The organism is Prevotella sp. oral taxon 313, from assembly GCF_003043935.1.
Classification (GTDB): Bacteria; Bacteroidota; Bacteroidia; order Bacteroidales; family Bacteroidaceae; genus Prevotella; species Prevotella jejuni.
Window position 1 is genome coordinate 1 of record NZ_PYXE01000001.1, and the last position, 15,033, is coordinate 15,033.

The 15,033-nt window shown below is 39.7% G+C and carries 21 protein-coding genes and 4 pseudogenes; 21 read left to right on the plus strand and 4 right to left on the minus strand.

Translation table 11 applies throughout. The annotated features are described in order from the left end of the window. The 20 genes and pseudogenes from AXF23_RS15880 to AXF23_RS16540 form a co-directional block, all read left to right on the plus strand. Positions 1-376, plus strand: a pseudogene (locus AXF23_RS15880) (ATP-binding protein); the annotation flags it as partial. 273 nt (positions 377-649) lie between these two features. Continuing rightward, positions 650-799, plus strand: a complete 150-nt coding sequence (locus AXF23_RS15885; protein WP_158267671.1) for a hypothetical protein — start codon at positions 650-652, stop codon at positions 797-799. A gap of 6 nt (positions 800-805) precedes the next feature. Next, a complete protein-coding gene (locus tag AXF23_RS00075; RefSeq protein ID WP_107623861.1) occupies positions 806-1,063 on the plus strand; it encodes a hypothetical protein in 258 nt (85 codons plus the stop codon). A gap of 30 nt (positions 1,064-1,093) precedes the next feature. Continuing rightward, positions 1,094-1,573, plus strand: a complete 480-nt coding sequence (locus AXF23_RS00080) for an RloB domain-containing protein (protein WP_255413680.1) — start codon at positions 1,094-1,096, stop codon at positions 1,571-1,573. 424 nt (positions 1,574-1,997) lie between these two features. Then, the gene (locus AXF23_RS16155) at positions 1,998-2,138 is read left to right on the plus strand and encodes a hypothetical protein (protein WP_233251196.1); all 141 of its coding nucleotides are present in this window, start codon (positions 1,998-2,000) and stop codon (positions 2,136-2,138) included. Between the two features lie 23 nt (positions 2,139-2,161). Next, positions 2,162-2,317, plus strand: a complete 156-nt coding sequence (locus AXF23_RS16160; protein WP_233251197.1) for a hypothetical protein — start codon at positions 2,162-2,164, stop codon at positions 2,315-2,317. Between the two features lie 98 nt (positions 2,318-2,415). Then, positions 2,416-2,634 carry a hypothetical protein gene (locus tag AXF23_RS15760; protein ID WP_146156711.1) on the plus strand — a complete coding sequence of 73 codons (219 nt, stop codon included), beginning with the start codon at positions 2,416-2,418 and terminating at the stop codon, positions 2,632-2,634. A 138-nt stretch (positions 2,635-2,772) separates the two neighbouring features. Beyond that, the gene (locus AXF23_RS16165; RefSeq protein ID WP_233251198.1) at positions 2,773-2,916 is read left to right on the plus strand and encodes a hypothetical protein; all 144 of its coding nucleotides are present in this window, start codon (positions 2,773-2,775) and stop codon (positions 2,914-2,916) included. A gap of 11 nt (positions 2,917-2,927) precedes the next feature. Continuing rightward, entirely contained in the window at positions 2,928-3,077 is a 150-nt protein-coding gene (locus tag AXF23_RS16170) for a hypothetical protein (protein WP_233251199.1), read from the plus strand. A gap of 11 nt (positions 3,078-3,088) precedes the next feature. Next, positions 3,089-3,346, plus strand: coding sequence for a hypothetical protein (locus tag AXF23_RS00095; protein WP_025838453.1), 258 nt, complete (start codon positions 3,089-3,091; stop codon positions 3,344-3,346). Continuing rightward, a complete protein-coding gene (locus AXF23_RS00100; RefSeq protein ID WP_107623863.1) occupies positions 3,343-3,786 on the plus strand; it encodes an N-acetylmuramoyl-L-alanine amidase in 444 nt (147 codons plus the stop codon). The genes AXF23_RS00095 and AXF23_RS00100 overlap by 4 nt, the downstream gene beginning before the upstream one ends. A gap of 10 nt (positions 3,787-3,796) precedes the next feature. Beyond that, positions 3,797-4,204 carry a hypothetical protein gene (locus AXF23_RS00105; protein WP_107623864.1) on the plus strand — a complete coding sequence of 136 codons (408 nt, stop codon included), beginning with the start codon at positions 3,797-3,799 and terminating at the stop codon, positions 4,202-4,204. 82 nt (positions 4,205-4,286) lie between these two features. After that, on the plus strand, positions 4,287-4,562 hold the full coding sequence (locus AXF23_RS00110) for a LysM domain-containing protein (protein WP_107623865.1): 276 nt from the start codon (positions 4,287-4,289) through the stop codon (positions 4,560-4,562). Positions 4,563-4,573: 11 nt separating this feature from the next. Next, positions 4,574-5,419 (plus strand): hypothetical protein, encoded by an 846-nt coding sequence (locus AXF23_RS00115; protein WP_107623866.1) that lies wholly within the window; start codon positions 4,574-4,576, stop codon positions 5,417-5,419. Next, complete coding sequence (locus AXF23_RS00120) at positions 5,409-5,924, plus strand: hypothetical protein (protein ID WP_107623867.1); 516 nt, start codon at positions 5,409-5,411, stop codon at positions 5,922-5,924. Before AXF23_RS00115 ends, AXF23_RS00120 begins: the two co-directional genes overlap by 11 nt. Continuing rightward, positions 5,917-6,729 (plus strand): hypothetical protein, encoded by an 813-nt coding sequence (locus tag AXF23_RS00125; protein ID WP_107623868.1) that lies wholly within the window; start codon positions 5,917-5,919, stop codon positions 6,727-6,729. Before AXF23_RS00120 ends, AXF23_RS00125 begins: the two co-directional genes overlap by 8 nt. Before the next feature lie 9 nt (positions 6,730-6,738). Beyond that, entirely contained in the window at positions 6,739-9,651 is a 2,913-nt protein-coding gene (locus AXF23_RS00130) for a hypothetical protein (RefSeq protein WP_107623869.1), read from the plus strand. A 306-nt stretch (positions 9,652-9,957) separates the two neighbouring features. Beyond that, the gene (locus AXF23_RS00135) at positions 9,958-10,200 is read left to right on the plus strand and encodes a hypothetical protein (RefSeq protein WP_107623870.1); all 243 of its coding nucleotides are present in this window, start codon (positions 9,958-9,960) and stop codon (positions 10,198-10,200) included. Positions 10,201-10,253: 53 nt separating this feature from the next. Continuing rightward, positions 10,254-11,087 carry a DNA adenine methylase gene (locus tag AXF23_RS00140; protein WP_107623871.1) on the plus strand — a complete coding sequence of 278 codons (834 nt, stop codon included), beginning with the start codon at positions 10,254-10,256 and terminating at the stop codon, positions 11,085-11,087. 25 nt (positions 11,088-11,112) lie between these two features. Next, a pseudogene (locus AXF23_RS16540) lies at positions 11,113-11,199 on the plus strand (thymidylate synthase); the annotation flags it as partial. A gap of 161 nt (positions 11,200-11,360) precedes the next feature. Here the strand turns inward: AXF23_RS16540 and AXF23_RS00150 are convergent. Further along, positions 11,361-11,591, minus strand: coding sequence for a S1 RNA-binding domain-containing protein (locus AXF23_RS00150; protein WP_107623872.1), 231 nt, complete (start codon positions 11,589-11,591; stop codon positions 11,361-11,363). A gap of 166 nt (positions 11,592-11,757) precedes the next feature. Here AXF23_RS00150 and AXF23_RS00160 point away from each other — a divergent pair. Next, positions 11,758-13,058 (plus strand): annotated as a pseudogene (locus tag AXF23_RS00160) (IS1380 family transposase). Between the two features lie 248 nt (positions 13,059-13,306). On the opposite strand, the gene AXF23_RS00165 reads toward AXF23_RS00160, so the two are convergent. From AXF23_RS00165 to AXF23_RS00170, 3 genes and pseudogenes are all read right to left on the minus strand, one after another. Then, positions 13,307-13,894 (minus strand): hypothetical protein, encoded by a 588-nt coding sequence (locus AXF23_RS00165; protein ID WP_107623874.1) that lies wholly within the window; start codon positions 13,892-13,894, stop codon positions 13,307-13,309. Beyond that, complete coding sequence (locus AXF23_RS16455) at positions 13,878-14,012, minus strand: hypothetical protein (RefSeq protein WP_255413673.1); 135 nt, start codon at positions 14,010-14,012, stop codon at positions 13,878-13,880. The genes AXF23_RS00165 and AXF23_RS16455 overlap by 17 nt, the downstream gene beginning before the upstream one ends. 68 nt (positions 14,013-14,080) lie before the next feature. Next, a pseudogene (locus tag AXF23_RS00170) lies at positions 14,081-14,771 on the minus strand (IS30 family transposase). Between the last annotated feature and the right edge of the window lie 262 nt (positions 14,772-15,033).

The window sequence follows — 15,033 nt, forward strand, 5'->3', positions numbered from 1 at the left end:
TCCTTTTGCCAGTTTATTGACTATTAATGATGATATGCCTGTTTTATCAGATGAAAACATTGCTATTGCCAAGAATTGGTTTCATGAAGAATTATTACTAATCGGCTTTCATTCGTTCATCCCTGGCTTAATTGAACTTTTTAGAAGAAATAAAGAAATCACTGAGTTTACATCAGCTCTACTCAAGGCTGTTGATTTAGGAATCAATACGGTCAAAGTTCAAACAGAGGATTTTGATGAATGGATTCGCTCCCACGATGAGGCAGAACCGTTAATAGAGAAATTAAACAAAATGCAATCTGGTGGAATATCTCAAATAACAGAGAACAGAATTAGACGAAATATCACCGTTGAAAATGGGGTTAGAAAAGATTAGCCAGATGATTTGAACAGTTTGGGAGAAACGGCTATTCAAAAGATATGGATATTGTGGCGCAGTCAGACGGAACAGTTCGCCTACTTAACCTTGCTCCTGCTTTTTATGATGCGATAAGGGATGGTAAAACTGTCCTAATTGATGAATTGAACATAGTATCCATCCACATCTTATAAGAGAATTAGTAAAAATCTTTTCTAAACAGAACAACTGGCCAGCTAATATTCACAACGCATGAGACCTGTTTATTGGATCAAAAATTTATCCGTACAGATGAGAGTTTGGATGGTTGAGAAAAAGGATGGTAGCACCCACATGTACTCATTAAACGATTTTAAGATTCATAATACCATCAATATTGCAAATGGGTATATGGAAGGACGTTATGGTGCCATTCCCTTTATTGGAGACCTAAAGATGTAATGACTTATGGACTTTTCAAAGTTTTCATATAAAAAAGATGACTCCGAACAGGAGCCAAAAACGTCTATTTGTTATCGAGAAAATGAAGATCAGACTGATGCAGAGGATAGGCAGACAGACGTAGGGCATAGTGAAGCAAACAATGTCATCACAGCTTTCAATGCCTCCCCAAACTACCAAAAAAGGGATAGTTTTCGTGAGCCATCACTTTTTTTTATTATCTCAGGTGAAAAAAAAGGAACGGATTTCCAAGAACTTAAATAGCAGGAATCACTGCCTTAAAAGCAATTTTCTATCAAAAAAAGGCAAGGATTACATCCTGATCAAATGCAGAAAGAATGGCAGAAGATTAGAAAGGATGGGAAATTTATAATTGATGACCAGACTTATTATTTAGAAAAAATAGATGAGGTTTTCTTGTTGTCTGATGTCGATAACTTTTACGCAAAGTTGCAGGTAATTCTTTCTTCTAAGTCAAATGATGATACTGGCAGATGGATAATAAGTAACCCTGCTTTGGAGATATGGCTATACTATTGTTATAAAAATGACCCTAATAATGATTTGAATTGTATAACATCATTATCTTCCCAATCAACGAAGCAAATACTAAAACAACGTTGCAACGACGTTGTAAAAGGAGGACTAAATGGATTAGGGCTTCGGGTATATGAACAATGGTATAAAAAACAGCAAAGAACATTAACGCTGAGGATGCTAATGGCATTCCTGTTCTCTTTGCTACACAAATGCACGAAATGGCGCAGTGCATAATAGATAAACTTAAATAAAAGTCGCTATCATGTAATTTCCAGTGGCTTGTACTCTCCAAAGTGCAAGCCACTGTCGTTTTTCCACTCTTGCATGACAACCGTCCGCAAAGTCCACATCTAATACTTAATAAGCCCTGCTAACCCTGCTAACCGCTGAAAACCTCTACCCACTCTCGCACCCTTCCTATCTTTGCAACGTGATTACACACAGAGAAAGCAAATGTTTAACTAACAAGTAAAGAAAGGAACAACAACTATGATTCGTTACAAGATTTACGAGAACAAGAACAAGAAGAGTGCGGGCTATAAGAATTTTATGCACGTGCCGTAAGTGAAGAGACTATCGACCTCCGCCAGCTTGCCGACTACATGGCTACGCACAATGTGCCTTCTCAAAGGGTTGCATCTATGGTGTATTGCGCGATATGGTGGCTTGCATCAAGGAAATCATTATCGACGGAAAGAACGTCAAGATTGACGACCTCGCTATCTTCTCGGCTGGATTGCGCACACTGGGTGCTGCTTCTGTGGAAGACTTCCTGCCTGCGAAAACATCAAGTGCGTAAAACTACGCAGCAGAGCAACCGGAGTGCTCCGTACGCTAAAACTCACTGGCGATGCTAACTTACGTGAGTTTGCACTCTACACCGTCGCCAAGAAGAAGAAAAAGCAGAAAGGCGGTGGAGGCGAACATGTGGGACCTGAACCCGTAGGACCTGTTCCTTCAGGGAAGGATAAAATGTAGAATAATAAACGAGTAGATAGGTTGACGAGTAGACCAGTTGATAGTCAAGCAACTTGTCTACTCGTTTATTTTTTCAACCTTTACGTCTCAAATATGACGTGGAAATAGGAAGCCTTCTCGTACCAGATGTTCGCCTTCGTGCATCTGAAACAGATGATAATGGTGAGATGCTGATAGTTCCTAAAGTCGGTACTGCAGTCATCATTGGAAGTCTGTCAGGAGACTATTCAAGCCTTGTCGTCTTAGCTGTGGATCATGTTGAATCTATAACGATAAATGGAGGTAAGCTTGGGGATTGGTTAATATTGAGGATTTAACCAAGAGACTTAATGAACTGGTTAAAGCTGTCAATAGCCATACACACCAGGGTACTCATGGACCAACTGGTCCACCTCTGACTAAGGCACAGGAGTTTAAGAAGACTGATTATGAAGACGTAACTATCAAACATTGATATGAAAGGTATTACATTGATAGACTATGAAGCGGTTATACAACCGCATCGAGGACCAGACGGAAAGATTATCTCTGGTCTGGTTATCGGTGACACGCTGCATCAGAATCAGGCTTTGATTCTTCACTTACATAAGGAGAGTTAAAAGAACGACCGATGACTGGCTGTGGTATCAGTGATATGTTGCTTGACAATGATCCTATTTATTGGAGGACGCTCATCAGAGAGCAGCTGGAGATGGACAGACAAACTGTGACTAATATAAAAATAACAACTAAAAGCATCGAAATAGATGCACAATATTAAACTTAAGCAATATGCAAAGAAACACGAAGGAATGGATACAATACGGCTCAGCCATATTTCTGCTTGCAAGTGGTGTGGCAATGGCTTTTCTGAGCTTCTTCTTCAACGGAGGTGATGTTAAGGACAGCGTGCTGTGGTATGTGTCACAGACATTGGTTTATGCTGGTTCTATCTTCGGTGTGGGTATCTACATCCAGAGTAAATGGGGCGACGTGAGAAATTACATCGACCGAGTTGTCAACTCTAAGAACGGAAAGGAGGAAGAATGAGAACGATTAAATATATTGCAATACACTGCACTGCAAGCCATCAGTCACAGACTATTGAGAGCCTACGACAAGAGTTCATTCGGAAAGGATGGACTAATCCAGGCTATCACTATGTGGTGTCGCCAGACGGCAAGATTACCCAGTTACTCGAAGAGGAGAAGGTGAGTAATGGCGTAAAGGGGTTCAATTCAGTTTCTATCAATGTCGCTTATATTGGCGGTATTGATATTAATGGTAAACCTATTGACAATCGCACAGAGGAACAGAAGCAAAGTCTGCGCTCGCTGTTGAAACTATTGCATAATAAGTACCCTACGGCAGTTATTCAGGGACATCGTGATTTTTCTCCTGACTTGAACCACGATGGTAGAATTACCTCTAACGAATATATTAAGGCCTGTCCTTGTTTTGATGCAAAGGCTGAATACGCAAACATCTAACAACAACGATATGAAAACATTAAAAGTATTATTAGCAGTTATTCTTACTGCCTTACTTTTCTCAGCTTGCTCTCATAAGGTCTATGTACCTGTAGAGAGTGTAAGCACCGATACCCTGCACGTCGTTAGCCACGATACTATAAGGGTTACGGAACGTCTTGCGCCAGTGTCACTTGCATTACCTGAGTATCATCAAGAGCGAGCAACGAAAGACTCTGTTTCTGTCTTGCAGAATGCCTTATATCGCTCAACGGCAAGAATACATAACGGTATCCTCACACACATATTAGAAAGTCTGCCAGGAGCTAAGGTAGAAGGTCTGACACCAGTGCATGACACCATCCGCATAACGATACACGATAAGGATCATAAACAATATAAAGAGAACCCAAAGATAGTTTACAAGGAAAGAATTTGAAATGGATTGAAAAGCGTGCAATGGAAACAGGCTTTATCGCATTCGGTGTCCTTGTGATGTTAGCTCTTTATTTCGTAATAAGATGGAAGTTGAAGTAAAAGATGGTCAGACCTTGGCTGATATAGCCATACAGGAGTATGGCTCGCTGGAAGCATTGCCTGCTTTGGCTGCTGCTAATGCTATTGGTATGACTGATACGTTAGAGGCTGGAAGCAGATTGCAACTTCCTGACGTAAGTTTCAACCGATTAATACAACAGTATTGCAAGGCTAACGATGTGTCTCCAGCAACAGAGAAAGGTATGACGGATGTCAAGCTAAGGGTGTTCGGTGGTGAATTTGCACCACAGTTCAATTAAAGTAGATAAATATGGCTCGTAGTATAGCAGAGATAAAACAAACAATGACAAATGCCTTTATGGCAGATGCTACAGTAAGAGAACAATACGGACTATCAGAGAATGACACTTTTGATGATAGTTTCTCAGCGGTCAGTATTGAGAACATCCTGTTTTATATAGTTGCTGCCTGCAGTCACGTACTGGAGGTTATATTCGACCAGTTCAAGGCGGATGTAGACGATAAAATCAGTCGTGCTGTAGTAGCAAGTGTACCTTGGTACTATAAGATTGCAAAAGAGTTCCAGTATGGTGATGCTTTAATCTTTAATGAGGCGACGCAACAATATGTCTACGAACAGGAAAACGAGAAGAAGCGACTTGTTAAATATGTTGCTGTACGCGATAGAGGAACGTCCGTAGAGATTCTTGCTTCTGCTGAAGCAGGAGGACAGCCGGCTATTCTTTCAGAAGATGTTTTAACAGCGTTCAAACAGTATTTGAATCGTGTTAAAATAGCAGGTGTTGTGCTCTCTGTTCGCTCGTTGCCTGCAGATAGAATAAGTATCAATGCAACTATACACGTCGACCCACTGGTGATTGATAGAACAGGTGTAAGAATAGCAGATGGTAGTTATGCTGTAGAGGATGCTGTGAACGCCTATGTCAGAAAGATTATCTATGGCGGTACTTTCAACAAGACGAAATTGGTTGATGCTATACAAAATGTAGAAGGTGTGCTGGACGTGGAACTGCATATCTGTAAGTACAGCACGGATGGGACTATATATAAAGAAATCAGCGGTAATAATTACACCGCTGTTGGTGGAAGTTTTGTTACTGTGAACCTAAGAAATACATTGAACTATGTGGTATAAGTTAGATATCATCAAACTTGGCTTTCAGCTGTTGCCTCCAATATTGAGAAGCAAAGTGCTCGTAGCACTACTCAAAGCGATGCTGCGTGGAATAAGGGATTTGTATAACCGATTTTATAGTTACCGTTCTCACGTCTTGAATCGTCTCAACATAACGGCAGGTGTTCAGTATATAGAGAAGATCCTAAATGATGCCTTCTTTCTTTCAGAGCATCAAATTTACATCGTCTCTGCTGATCAGAGAGTACAGACTGTTTTACATTTCAAGAGTGAAGGTCTGACCCCTGTTTATGTGAGTGGTAATCCTCCGCTGTATGTCAGAGCGTATGACGATGTCCCTAAGCAGCCTTCTTTCATTGTCTATGTACCGTCATTCCTATGTACATCAATAAATGCTGCAGAAGACAAGTATGGAGGGCATAATTTGACAACTATATTAAACCTATTGAATCATTATAAACCTGCGGGACGCTCTTTCCGCATAGAAATATACGAATATGAATAAGATGCTCTTTAGTGAGGGTGGGCAGCCCCTCTACATCGATGATCTCAAAACATTGCAGGAGAATCCAATCAATCAGATGTCTGCACTTCTTCAGGCTCTTGGTGCTAACACATCAGCCTTTCTGCTTGAACGCTTCCAAGGAGAGTTGAAGAAACTTAATGAAGGGGATAAGACTACTACTTTTCAAACTAAGAAGAACTGGTTGGTGCTTGATGGAATCATTTATGAGATAAAGGAAACTACACTGGTTGCTAATAGTTGGAATGATCCATTATATGTTGGTGTTAGAAAATCTACTTCTGATGTACGCACATTTGAGGATGGCCAGGAACGTGCCTGTAGAGAAACTGCAGAGGCTTTCTTGACATATGAAAAGACAGAAGGTGTCTTTAATGTCAGTGAATTGAAAACGCTCTTTGACCTTATAGCTCCATCAATAGTTGTTAAGTTGTCTGAAACAGAATATAAGGATATGCCGTGGGTACTGAGGAATGGTTATTCAGGACAAATACAATCTAAAGTGAGATCTGACTATACTATTATAAAGGTTGATGTACAAAGTGAAAAGTCAGAATGGACTGATGGTCCTGGAGTAATCTTCGAATACCCTACGACACGAGTGCCAGTACCACCTATTGTCTCTGGTGCTATTGTTGTAGGAGTAAGCTCATACAATGGTCAGGAGCAGGTTGTTCACATCCAAGTGCTATCGGGGAAAGGAAAACTCATAGGAAGCTTGGGGGCATCCAGTCTTCCATCTCCTGCTAACTGTCCAATTAATACATATTTCATCATTCCAAAATAAAAAGTAATAATGGATACAATATACAGTTTGCTCAAGCGAGCAAAGGAACTTAAAGAGAAAAGTCAAGTAGATAGTATCACACCTGAAGAGGTGGGTAAGCTACACGAGGATACATTAGCATACATAGCCTCATTGGAGCAGTCTGCTGATGGATTTGGTATTAAAAAGGTTTATCAGTCTAAGTCAGCTATGGAAGCTGATACAGACCCAGTCGAAACTAATGGCAAGACTCTCCGCTATGGTCAGTTAGTGAGCATCTATGACGATGCACACGCTGATAGTTCTGAGAATGGAAATATTTATGCTTATCAGAAGCCAGGGTGGCTGCTGATGGGAAAGATCAGTGGTGGAACGACTCTTTCTATTGCGCAGGAAGCCGGTGATAGTACAACCTCTGTTATGTCGCAAGCAGCGGTGACAAAAGCGTTGGCGAACGTCAAGGCAGTCACGGATGACGGAAAGAACTTGCAGGAGGTTTACAGCACTCTTTTTTTGGGAAAAGATGCGAAAGCGACATCATACATTGATGTTATGGAGGTAGGGTATGCACTTTTCCCAGATGGGCGTATTGCACCACGTGCCGCATGGAAGGCTACGAAAAACTTTATCGAATTAGGGGAAACATTAAGAATTAATGTATCTTTTGCTGGCGGTGATGCTAACGTAAACTTCGTCTGTTTCTATGGTAAGAGCAAGGAGTTTTTGTCAGGCATCCCTGCGGGGGATAAAAAATATAATGCTGAAGTATCAATTCCACAAGGGGCAAAGTATATAAGGTTCTGTACCACTATAAACTCTTCTGCTGTTGCAAAAATATACAGAAAAGAAATTACACCTATCAGAGATGTTGTTCAAGCCATCATGAGCGCTATCAGCAAGGTTAAAGAGGATTTTATAATTAAAGAAGCATTGCCTGATTATGATTTCAGGTTAAAGTCATCAGAAGAGGGTCTATTAAAAGAAGATACTGGTAGTTATGCGCCAAACAGAATTTGGGATTATACTCCAGCATACCTTGATTTGAGTAATGTTACAAAAATTGTCGTCACGTCCTCTGGCGTAGGTGCTTCTATTGTTGCATTCTACGATGAGGAAAAATCATTTGTTGGAAACGTAACGCGTTCATTGAATGCAGAAGAAATCAAAATACCTGCAAATGCAAAGTTTGCTCGCTTTTGCTTTGGGTGGAAAAAAGGAAGCGCCATCGTTTCTTCATACAGAACATATACGCTGAATGAGTACGTAGAAAACAATATCAGACCAGCAGATGTTTACTGTGACGAAGTGAACATAAATAATGTTGATGCGCTTTTAGTAGAAGGTTCTTCACTAACTGCGAGCATCGCATCTCCTATAGGGTTTGGATGGTTGTCGAAAATGAACGACTTGGTTGATATTCTTATTGTCAACGACGGCAGACCAGCTCAGAGTCGCACCATTAATATCAATGCACTATTCAAGGGTGAGCTGATGAACATGTCAAACAGTTCGTTATCTGTTATTAACTATAAGTATCTACTACTGATGAATAGTGCTAATGGTAGTTCGACAGGTATGGAAGGATTTAAGGAACTCGAAAAAGCATTATCTTTTTCAAGTGCAAAAAATGTGACCCTTATACTGGGTGAAGAAGAATGGGGGGCGAATAGACATACCGACCTCAATAAGAATTTTGGAAACTTATACAATATTCCTACTGCCGAGCCAATAGCTGCTATGTCTTCAAGATTATCTACTGGGTATGCTGGGTTAAAACTATCAAGTCACGCAGGATGGAGATTAAGTTCGTGTTACGCAGCTATGCAAGAGTTTATCGAAGCATTGCCTGTGCGTAGAAGTATCAAGATGTTCCGTGTTCGCCCTAACATTAATGTCTCAAAAATAGACGATTTAGCTTTTTCCACGAATGAGCAGCGTGCTTTACTATGGAAGTCTTGTCAAGCAGGTCAGCAGGCAAACATTGCATTACTTGGACGTGCTATGACATTTAACTCAGCTGATAACTTAGACCAGCGAGACGGCAGGTATGATACTTCTGTGACCTATTCCGAAAGTGCGAGTGAAAGATCAGAGTCGGGCAAACTGTTGTCTGGAGGGACAATAGATTGCGTCGGATACTCCCTTATCCAGTTCGTTGTTAATGCTGATGCTGTGTATAGTTGTAATATTACTTTTGAAAGCGATAAGAAAATTAACGCTTATACCTTGAAGTACAATGATGAAGCTCATTCCAATATCTATCACAAGTATGTAGAGATAGAGAGTAGTTATGTTGACGGAATAGTTAACATAAAGATAGACAACGCAAAGGGGCTTCTTTGCGACGGCAAGATAACACTGTTATTGTATGCTGATGAAAGTTACAAGGTCAGCAATCCAAGATGTCAATACACAGGAAGGCAGAAATCGGAAGGAGTCTTTAATTATCATCAAAGATTACACGGAGATGAATGTCTTCAAGATACTTCTGTTGAAGATGTAATACTAAGCGGAGGGGCGGCAATCATAACCCCTCCTGTGAACCTTTTCTTGAAGAGTAATTGTAATAGTTCAGGAAAACTTGTCGCACTATCTTCTATGACAAGTGCAATAAAAAAGAATTTTGCAAGCAAATCTAACAGGATAGCTATAAGGATAGCGGCACAGAATTTTTTCAAATTCGCCACCACAAGGTATTCTGGAGCGGAATATGAAGACTATGTTACCTCGGGACATATTGGGCTTGAGCCTAATGGATACGACTATGCGTACATCTATGTAATAGTTGATGGGGCGATTCAGAAGAAATTGGTGTGGTCGGGCTGGACAGAGGTCTATTGTGAATTTGACTTGCAAAAGGGGAATCACACGTTGACAATTCAGAGAGCCACAGAGGGTAATCAGCCTATATTGATTCATGATATATCAGTGCAAGATGCCTAATACACATATGCTTAATGAATTTTATATATAAGAAAGTGAATATGGCAGAGCTGGGTTTAATTTTAACGCCTCTGTTGGTGAGTCAAGTCAGTTCTGTCAGAAAAGAAAATATTATGTTATAATCAACTTTTATTGTGCTGAAATAGGGGGTAAAAAGCCCCCAGCCTGTTAATAAGCAACGCCAATCACTTTTAACAATGTACGCCACAAGAGCGCGATCGGGGGCAAATATCCTCGCTCGCTCTTGTGGCGTTTTATTGTAAAATAAAAGTGATTGGCTTTGCAAATTTACGAAATTTATTAGATATGAAGATAATTGAGATTGTAAAAATTAACAGGGAACTATTAAGAAACCTCCATATTGCTGGAGTTAGATTGGATGACGCAAAATATATAAATTTATATACAGAATATAGACACATGTTGGAAAATCATGAAAAAGTGTCTTACATAGTGGCAGTTCTTGCAGAGAAATACGCTATTAGTGAACGTAAAGTATATGGACTTATCAAGCGATTCCAAACTGACTGCAATTTGTTTGCAGTGTAATCAGTATATACGTTTATGCTTGTGAAAGAAAAACTCACGACCTTTGCATCATTATGAAGAAAAAATATTATTCAGCTCCGCTTCCATTCGTTGGACAAAAGCGGATGTTTGCAAAAGAATTTAAGAAGGTGTTAGAACAGTTCCCAGACGGAACAACATTTGTTGATTTATTCGGAGGCAGTGGCTTGTTGTCGCATATTGCAAAGTCCGAGAAACCACATTCTAAAGTCGTGTATAATGATTTTGATGGATATAGGCTACGTCTGGAACACGTGTCACAGACTAATGAATTACTCTCAGAACTTAGAAAGATAGTTCGTGAGCTGCCTAAGCATAAGCCTATCGTTGGAGAAGCACGTAAACGAATTTTTGAGTGCTTAATTAAACATCAAGATCGTTATGGTTATTTGGACTTCATCACGATATCGTCTTCTCTCTTATTTTCGATGAAGTATTGTCTGAATATTGACGACATGAACAAGGAGACGTTGTATAACAATATTCGCTCTACTGATTATCCGCTTTGTGAAGGCTATTTGGATGGTTTAACAATTGTTTCAGCAGACTATAAACAAGTCTTTAATCAGTATAAGGATACTCCAAATGTTGTATTTTTGGTTGACCCTCCTTACCTCAGTACCGAAGTTGGTACTTATAAGATGTATTGGAAACTTGCAGATTACCTCGATGTACTGTCGGTTCTTGCTGGACATTCATTTGTTTACTTCACAAGCAATAAGTCGTCTATACTTGAACTCTGTGACTGGATAGGTCGAAATAAGCATATCGGTAATCCATTTGAGAAGTGTACTAAGGTGGAATTCAATGCTCGCATGAATTATAACTCAACCTATACAGATATGATGCTGTATAAGAATGCTGGTTAAATACTATTCAAATACTGATAAAACGATGAATAAATACTACAAGATTTTAGACCGGATTATTCATTCTGGAAAACAGCAGTGTAACAAGAAAGGGGAAATTAGGTATCTGTTAATGGTAATGAAGATATAAAGTTTGAACTCAACGTATAATCTAAAAGGTGGCAAAATCTTGCAGAATTATCCAAGTCTTGCAAGAATTTGCCACCTTTTTACTATTGTGTGCGTGTTGAGAATTGTTACTTTTCGTTTTGCATCAAAATATCACTTTTCGTTTTACAACGCACCTACTTTTCGTTTTGCCGGATTAATGACTTTAACATTAAGATAGTCACCTACAGATAATTTAGAAAGAACAACGGACTCATTAGACCAGGCTATATCATGAAGCTTAATCAATCCGTCAACGCCATTGGGCATCCTTGCAAACGCTCCAAGCTCTTGCTTGATGCTGGTAATTCTTACGCAAATAGTCTCGCCAACTCTAAGCTTATTATATGTTGTCATAAACAATATTATCTTTAGTATAATTCTTCAATTCCCTTAATTCCGCAGCATAAATTCTTGTAAGAACTCCAAGTGCCTGAGAAACAAAGTTCTCAAAACACTTGGATATGTCAGAAATTTCACCTATCTTGGTGCTGTAAACATAACAAGTAAGCAAAAATCTGACATGACAAAGGTAGCAATTATAAACGAGAATATCACTTCTTTCGGAGGAATTTATCACATTATGGACGTTTTCTCAAAGTTGGGCTTTGAAAACTTACCGAATCTATATTGGGCAAACGTGGAAGTAGCGGCAAGGCATTCAGCCATGGAAGCATCCTGGGCTCTCTCTTCTTCAGCTACCTTTGTGGTGGAGATTGCCTTGAGGACATCAATGCGCTTATAGGGCAGTTCAGGCAGAAACCTGATACGCTGTTACCCGGTGCCGACACTGTGGGGCGCGGACTGAAGGAGCTTGCGGAAGGGAACATTATCTACAAGTGCGAAACCTCCGGCAAGTCGTATAGTTTCAACACTGCAGAGAAGCTGAACACCTTACTATTACGGATGATACGGAGAATGGGGCTTATAAAGGCGGGCAGCCATGTTGACCTGGACTTTGACCACCAGTTCGTTCCAGCCCACAAGTTCGATGCAAGGTATTCCTACAAGCAGGACCATGGCTATTTCCCTGGTTGGGCTTCCATCGGGGGCATCATAGTCGGAGGTGAGAACTGTGACGGAAATACCAATGTGAAATTCCATCAGGAGGACACGCTCCGTCGCATTATGGACCGTGTGACCTCCGAGCTTGGTGTCGTGATAGAGCGTTTCCGTGCCGACTGCGGGTCGTTCTCAAAGGAAATCATACAAACCGTAGAGCAGCGCTGCAACACGTTCTACATTCGTGCTGCCAACTGCGGCAGTCGCTACGAGAATTTCCAACAGTTGAAGGAATGGAAAAACGTTGAGATTGGCTATGAGAAATGCGATGTCACATCCATCAGCATGGACAGCTTGATAGAAGGAAAGTCATACAGACTTGTCGTACAGCGTAGTCCTTTGAAAGACAAGGATGGCAAGCAACGGACGGATATGTTCGGAGTAATATACACATACCGCTGTATCCTCACCAATGACTGGGTATCTACCGAGAAGGATATCATTACGTTTTATAATGAGCGTGGGGCAAGTGAAAAGAACTTCGACATACAGAACAATGACTTCGGCTGGTGACATCTTCCATTTTCCTTTATGGCTGAGAATATGGTTTTCATGATGGTTACCGCCATGCCGAAGAACTTCTATCTCTATCTCGTCCGTCATATCAGCGAAAAGGTCAAGCCGCTGAAGAAGACAAGCAGACTGAAAGCCTTTATCCTGCATTTTGTCAGCGTGCCGGCAAAATGGGTGCGAACGGGAAGGCAGGACGTTCTGAACCTATATACAAATAAAACCTACTACTCTGAAGTCTTCCTTGAATAAACAGTTTTTCTTTGTGGTTTTCATATTCCCCATTGGTTTGGGTGGGGGATTTCATGCCTATGCAAGAACCAAGAACCCCAGAAAAGTCCCAAATCAATGGATAAATACCAAAATGTCACGTCAATATATAAAAGTAGATCGCAAAGAATAATGCTGCGGAATTGAGGTATTATATATCTTCCACTCTGTCATTAAGTTCTTGCTTGCTTCTCTTCTTCTAAACAGTCCATATACTCTTTGAAAACATTTTAATATACAATGAAAAGGATGAACCAGAAGAGTAAAAGTTTACCAAGCCATTGGTCTATAGACAATTTCTTATCAAGATATTTTTTCTCAATCCATTCAAATAGTATAGTCGAGAATGCAAATAAAAGAAAAAAGTAAGAGATAGAGAATCTAACAATATCTGTATAGAAATAAGCTTTTGATGGTTCCTTGTCTGCCATTAATCCAAAACACGCATCAGGTAGCAAGAATTCGCCTTCATACAAATAAAAATAGATTTTATCACTATTCTTAATTTTCTCCTTATCTAAAAAGAATCTACGTTGTAACCCTATTATAGGAGCCCAATTATAGAGGAAAGAGGCTTTCTCTATACATCTTTTCGTTTTCACATCATAAAGATTGCTGACTCTTATTCGGCGTAGAGTAATAGCTGTACCTCTTGCACCTTGTACAGAACTCATTGTTAATTTCCCATCTTTATTTAAGTCAACATAAACTAACCTTGCATTACTCACTTCATACGTAATAAGACCTATTGTAAGCGCAAATAATAGCAAGAACAGTGTTGTGCATCCTTTATTTATTCTATTATATGTCTTCTTCATACTCTAATATTTTAGCTCTTGCTTTATTCTCTTCTTCTAAACAACTCATATACTCTTTGATGGCATTTTTTAGCAAGGGATTCTCTACTGCAGCTAACATGTCCTTTAAAAATACCATTCCTAAAGCTGTTAAGACATTACTTTTAGTAAAACTTTAAAACGTGAATTCAACAAGCAAGTACAAATTTACTTAATTAGTTCGTAAAAGCACTCATGTAGTGTTTAAATTCTAATTTCTTTCTTGGTCTCATGTTTATTTTCTTAGAATATTTTGTGACTTGTTGATGGCTGACATGTACAAACGTATCTGTTTTGGGTACATATTACCTAATCAGTCCGTTAGCATTTTCTATAGCCCCTTTCTGCCACGAAGCGTATGGGTCAGCAAAATAGATGGTAGCACCAAGGCTTTTGGCTATCATTTCATGACAAGCGAATTCTGTACCATTGTCAGTTGTAATAGACTTGACATGCTCTTTGAATGTAGATAGTAAGTGTATTACAGTCCGTACCAGTTCTTTGGCATTTTCCCCTTTTTAAGTTTTCTCATAAACAACATAATATATTTGCCGTCCTTAGCCAATACACCAGATATTTGTTCTGGAGACCATTGCTCGGTAACAAGAAGGCGTTTCGCTTCTTCTATGACATCCTTGTCAACTGAACGATTGCCTGGCTTTCTGCGCCTTGTTTGTACTGCATTTGCTTGAGCAGTTTCCCAATTATAGTGTCTTCTGACTCCACTATTACGTCTTATCTCGCTAGACACTGTACTTGTACTTACATTTATTGCCTTGGTAATCTCTTTTTGTTTCGTTCTATTTTGGAGTAGCACAGAAATTGTGTACCTTTGCTCCGAGGTTAATTGTTTGTACATTGCAATGCAAAATTAATTAATCTTTGGGAGACAGAGGTCTCCTTTTTTTATGCATTGCTCATTGATTTTCCACTCACAGGGGCTGCTCTCCCCCAAGTCCCTCAGTGTTTTCAGGTATAGATTATTAAACTGCATCAGCACTTGAGATTGCAGTTCTATGTTGAACTTGCGTAAAGATACATAACATCAGCTTATTTATATAGACTTCATGAAAATTATCTGCACATTTAAAGGACAGTCCCTCTATAACCCATGAATAATC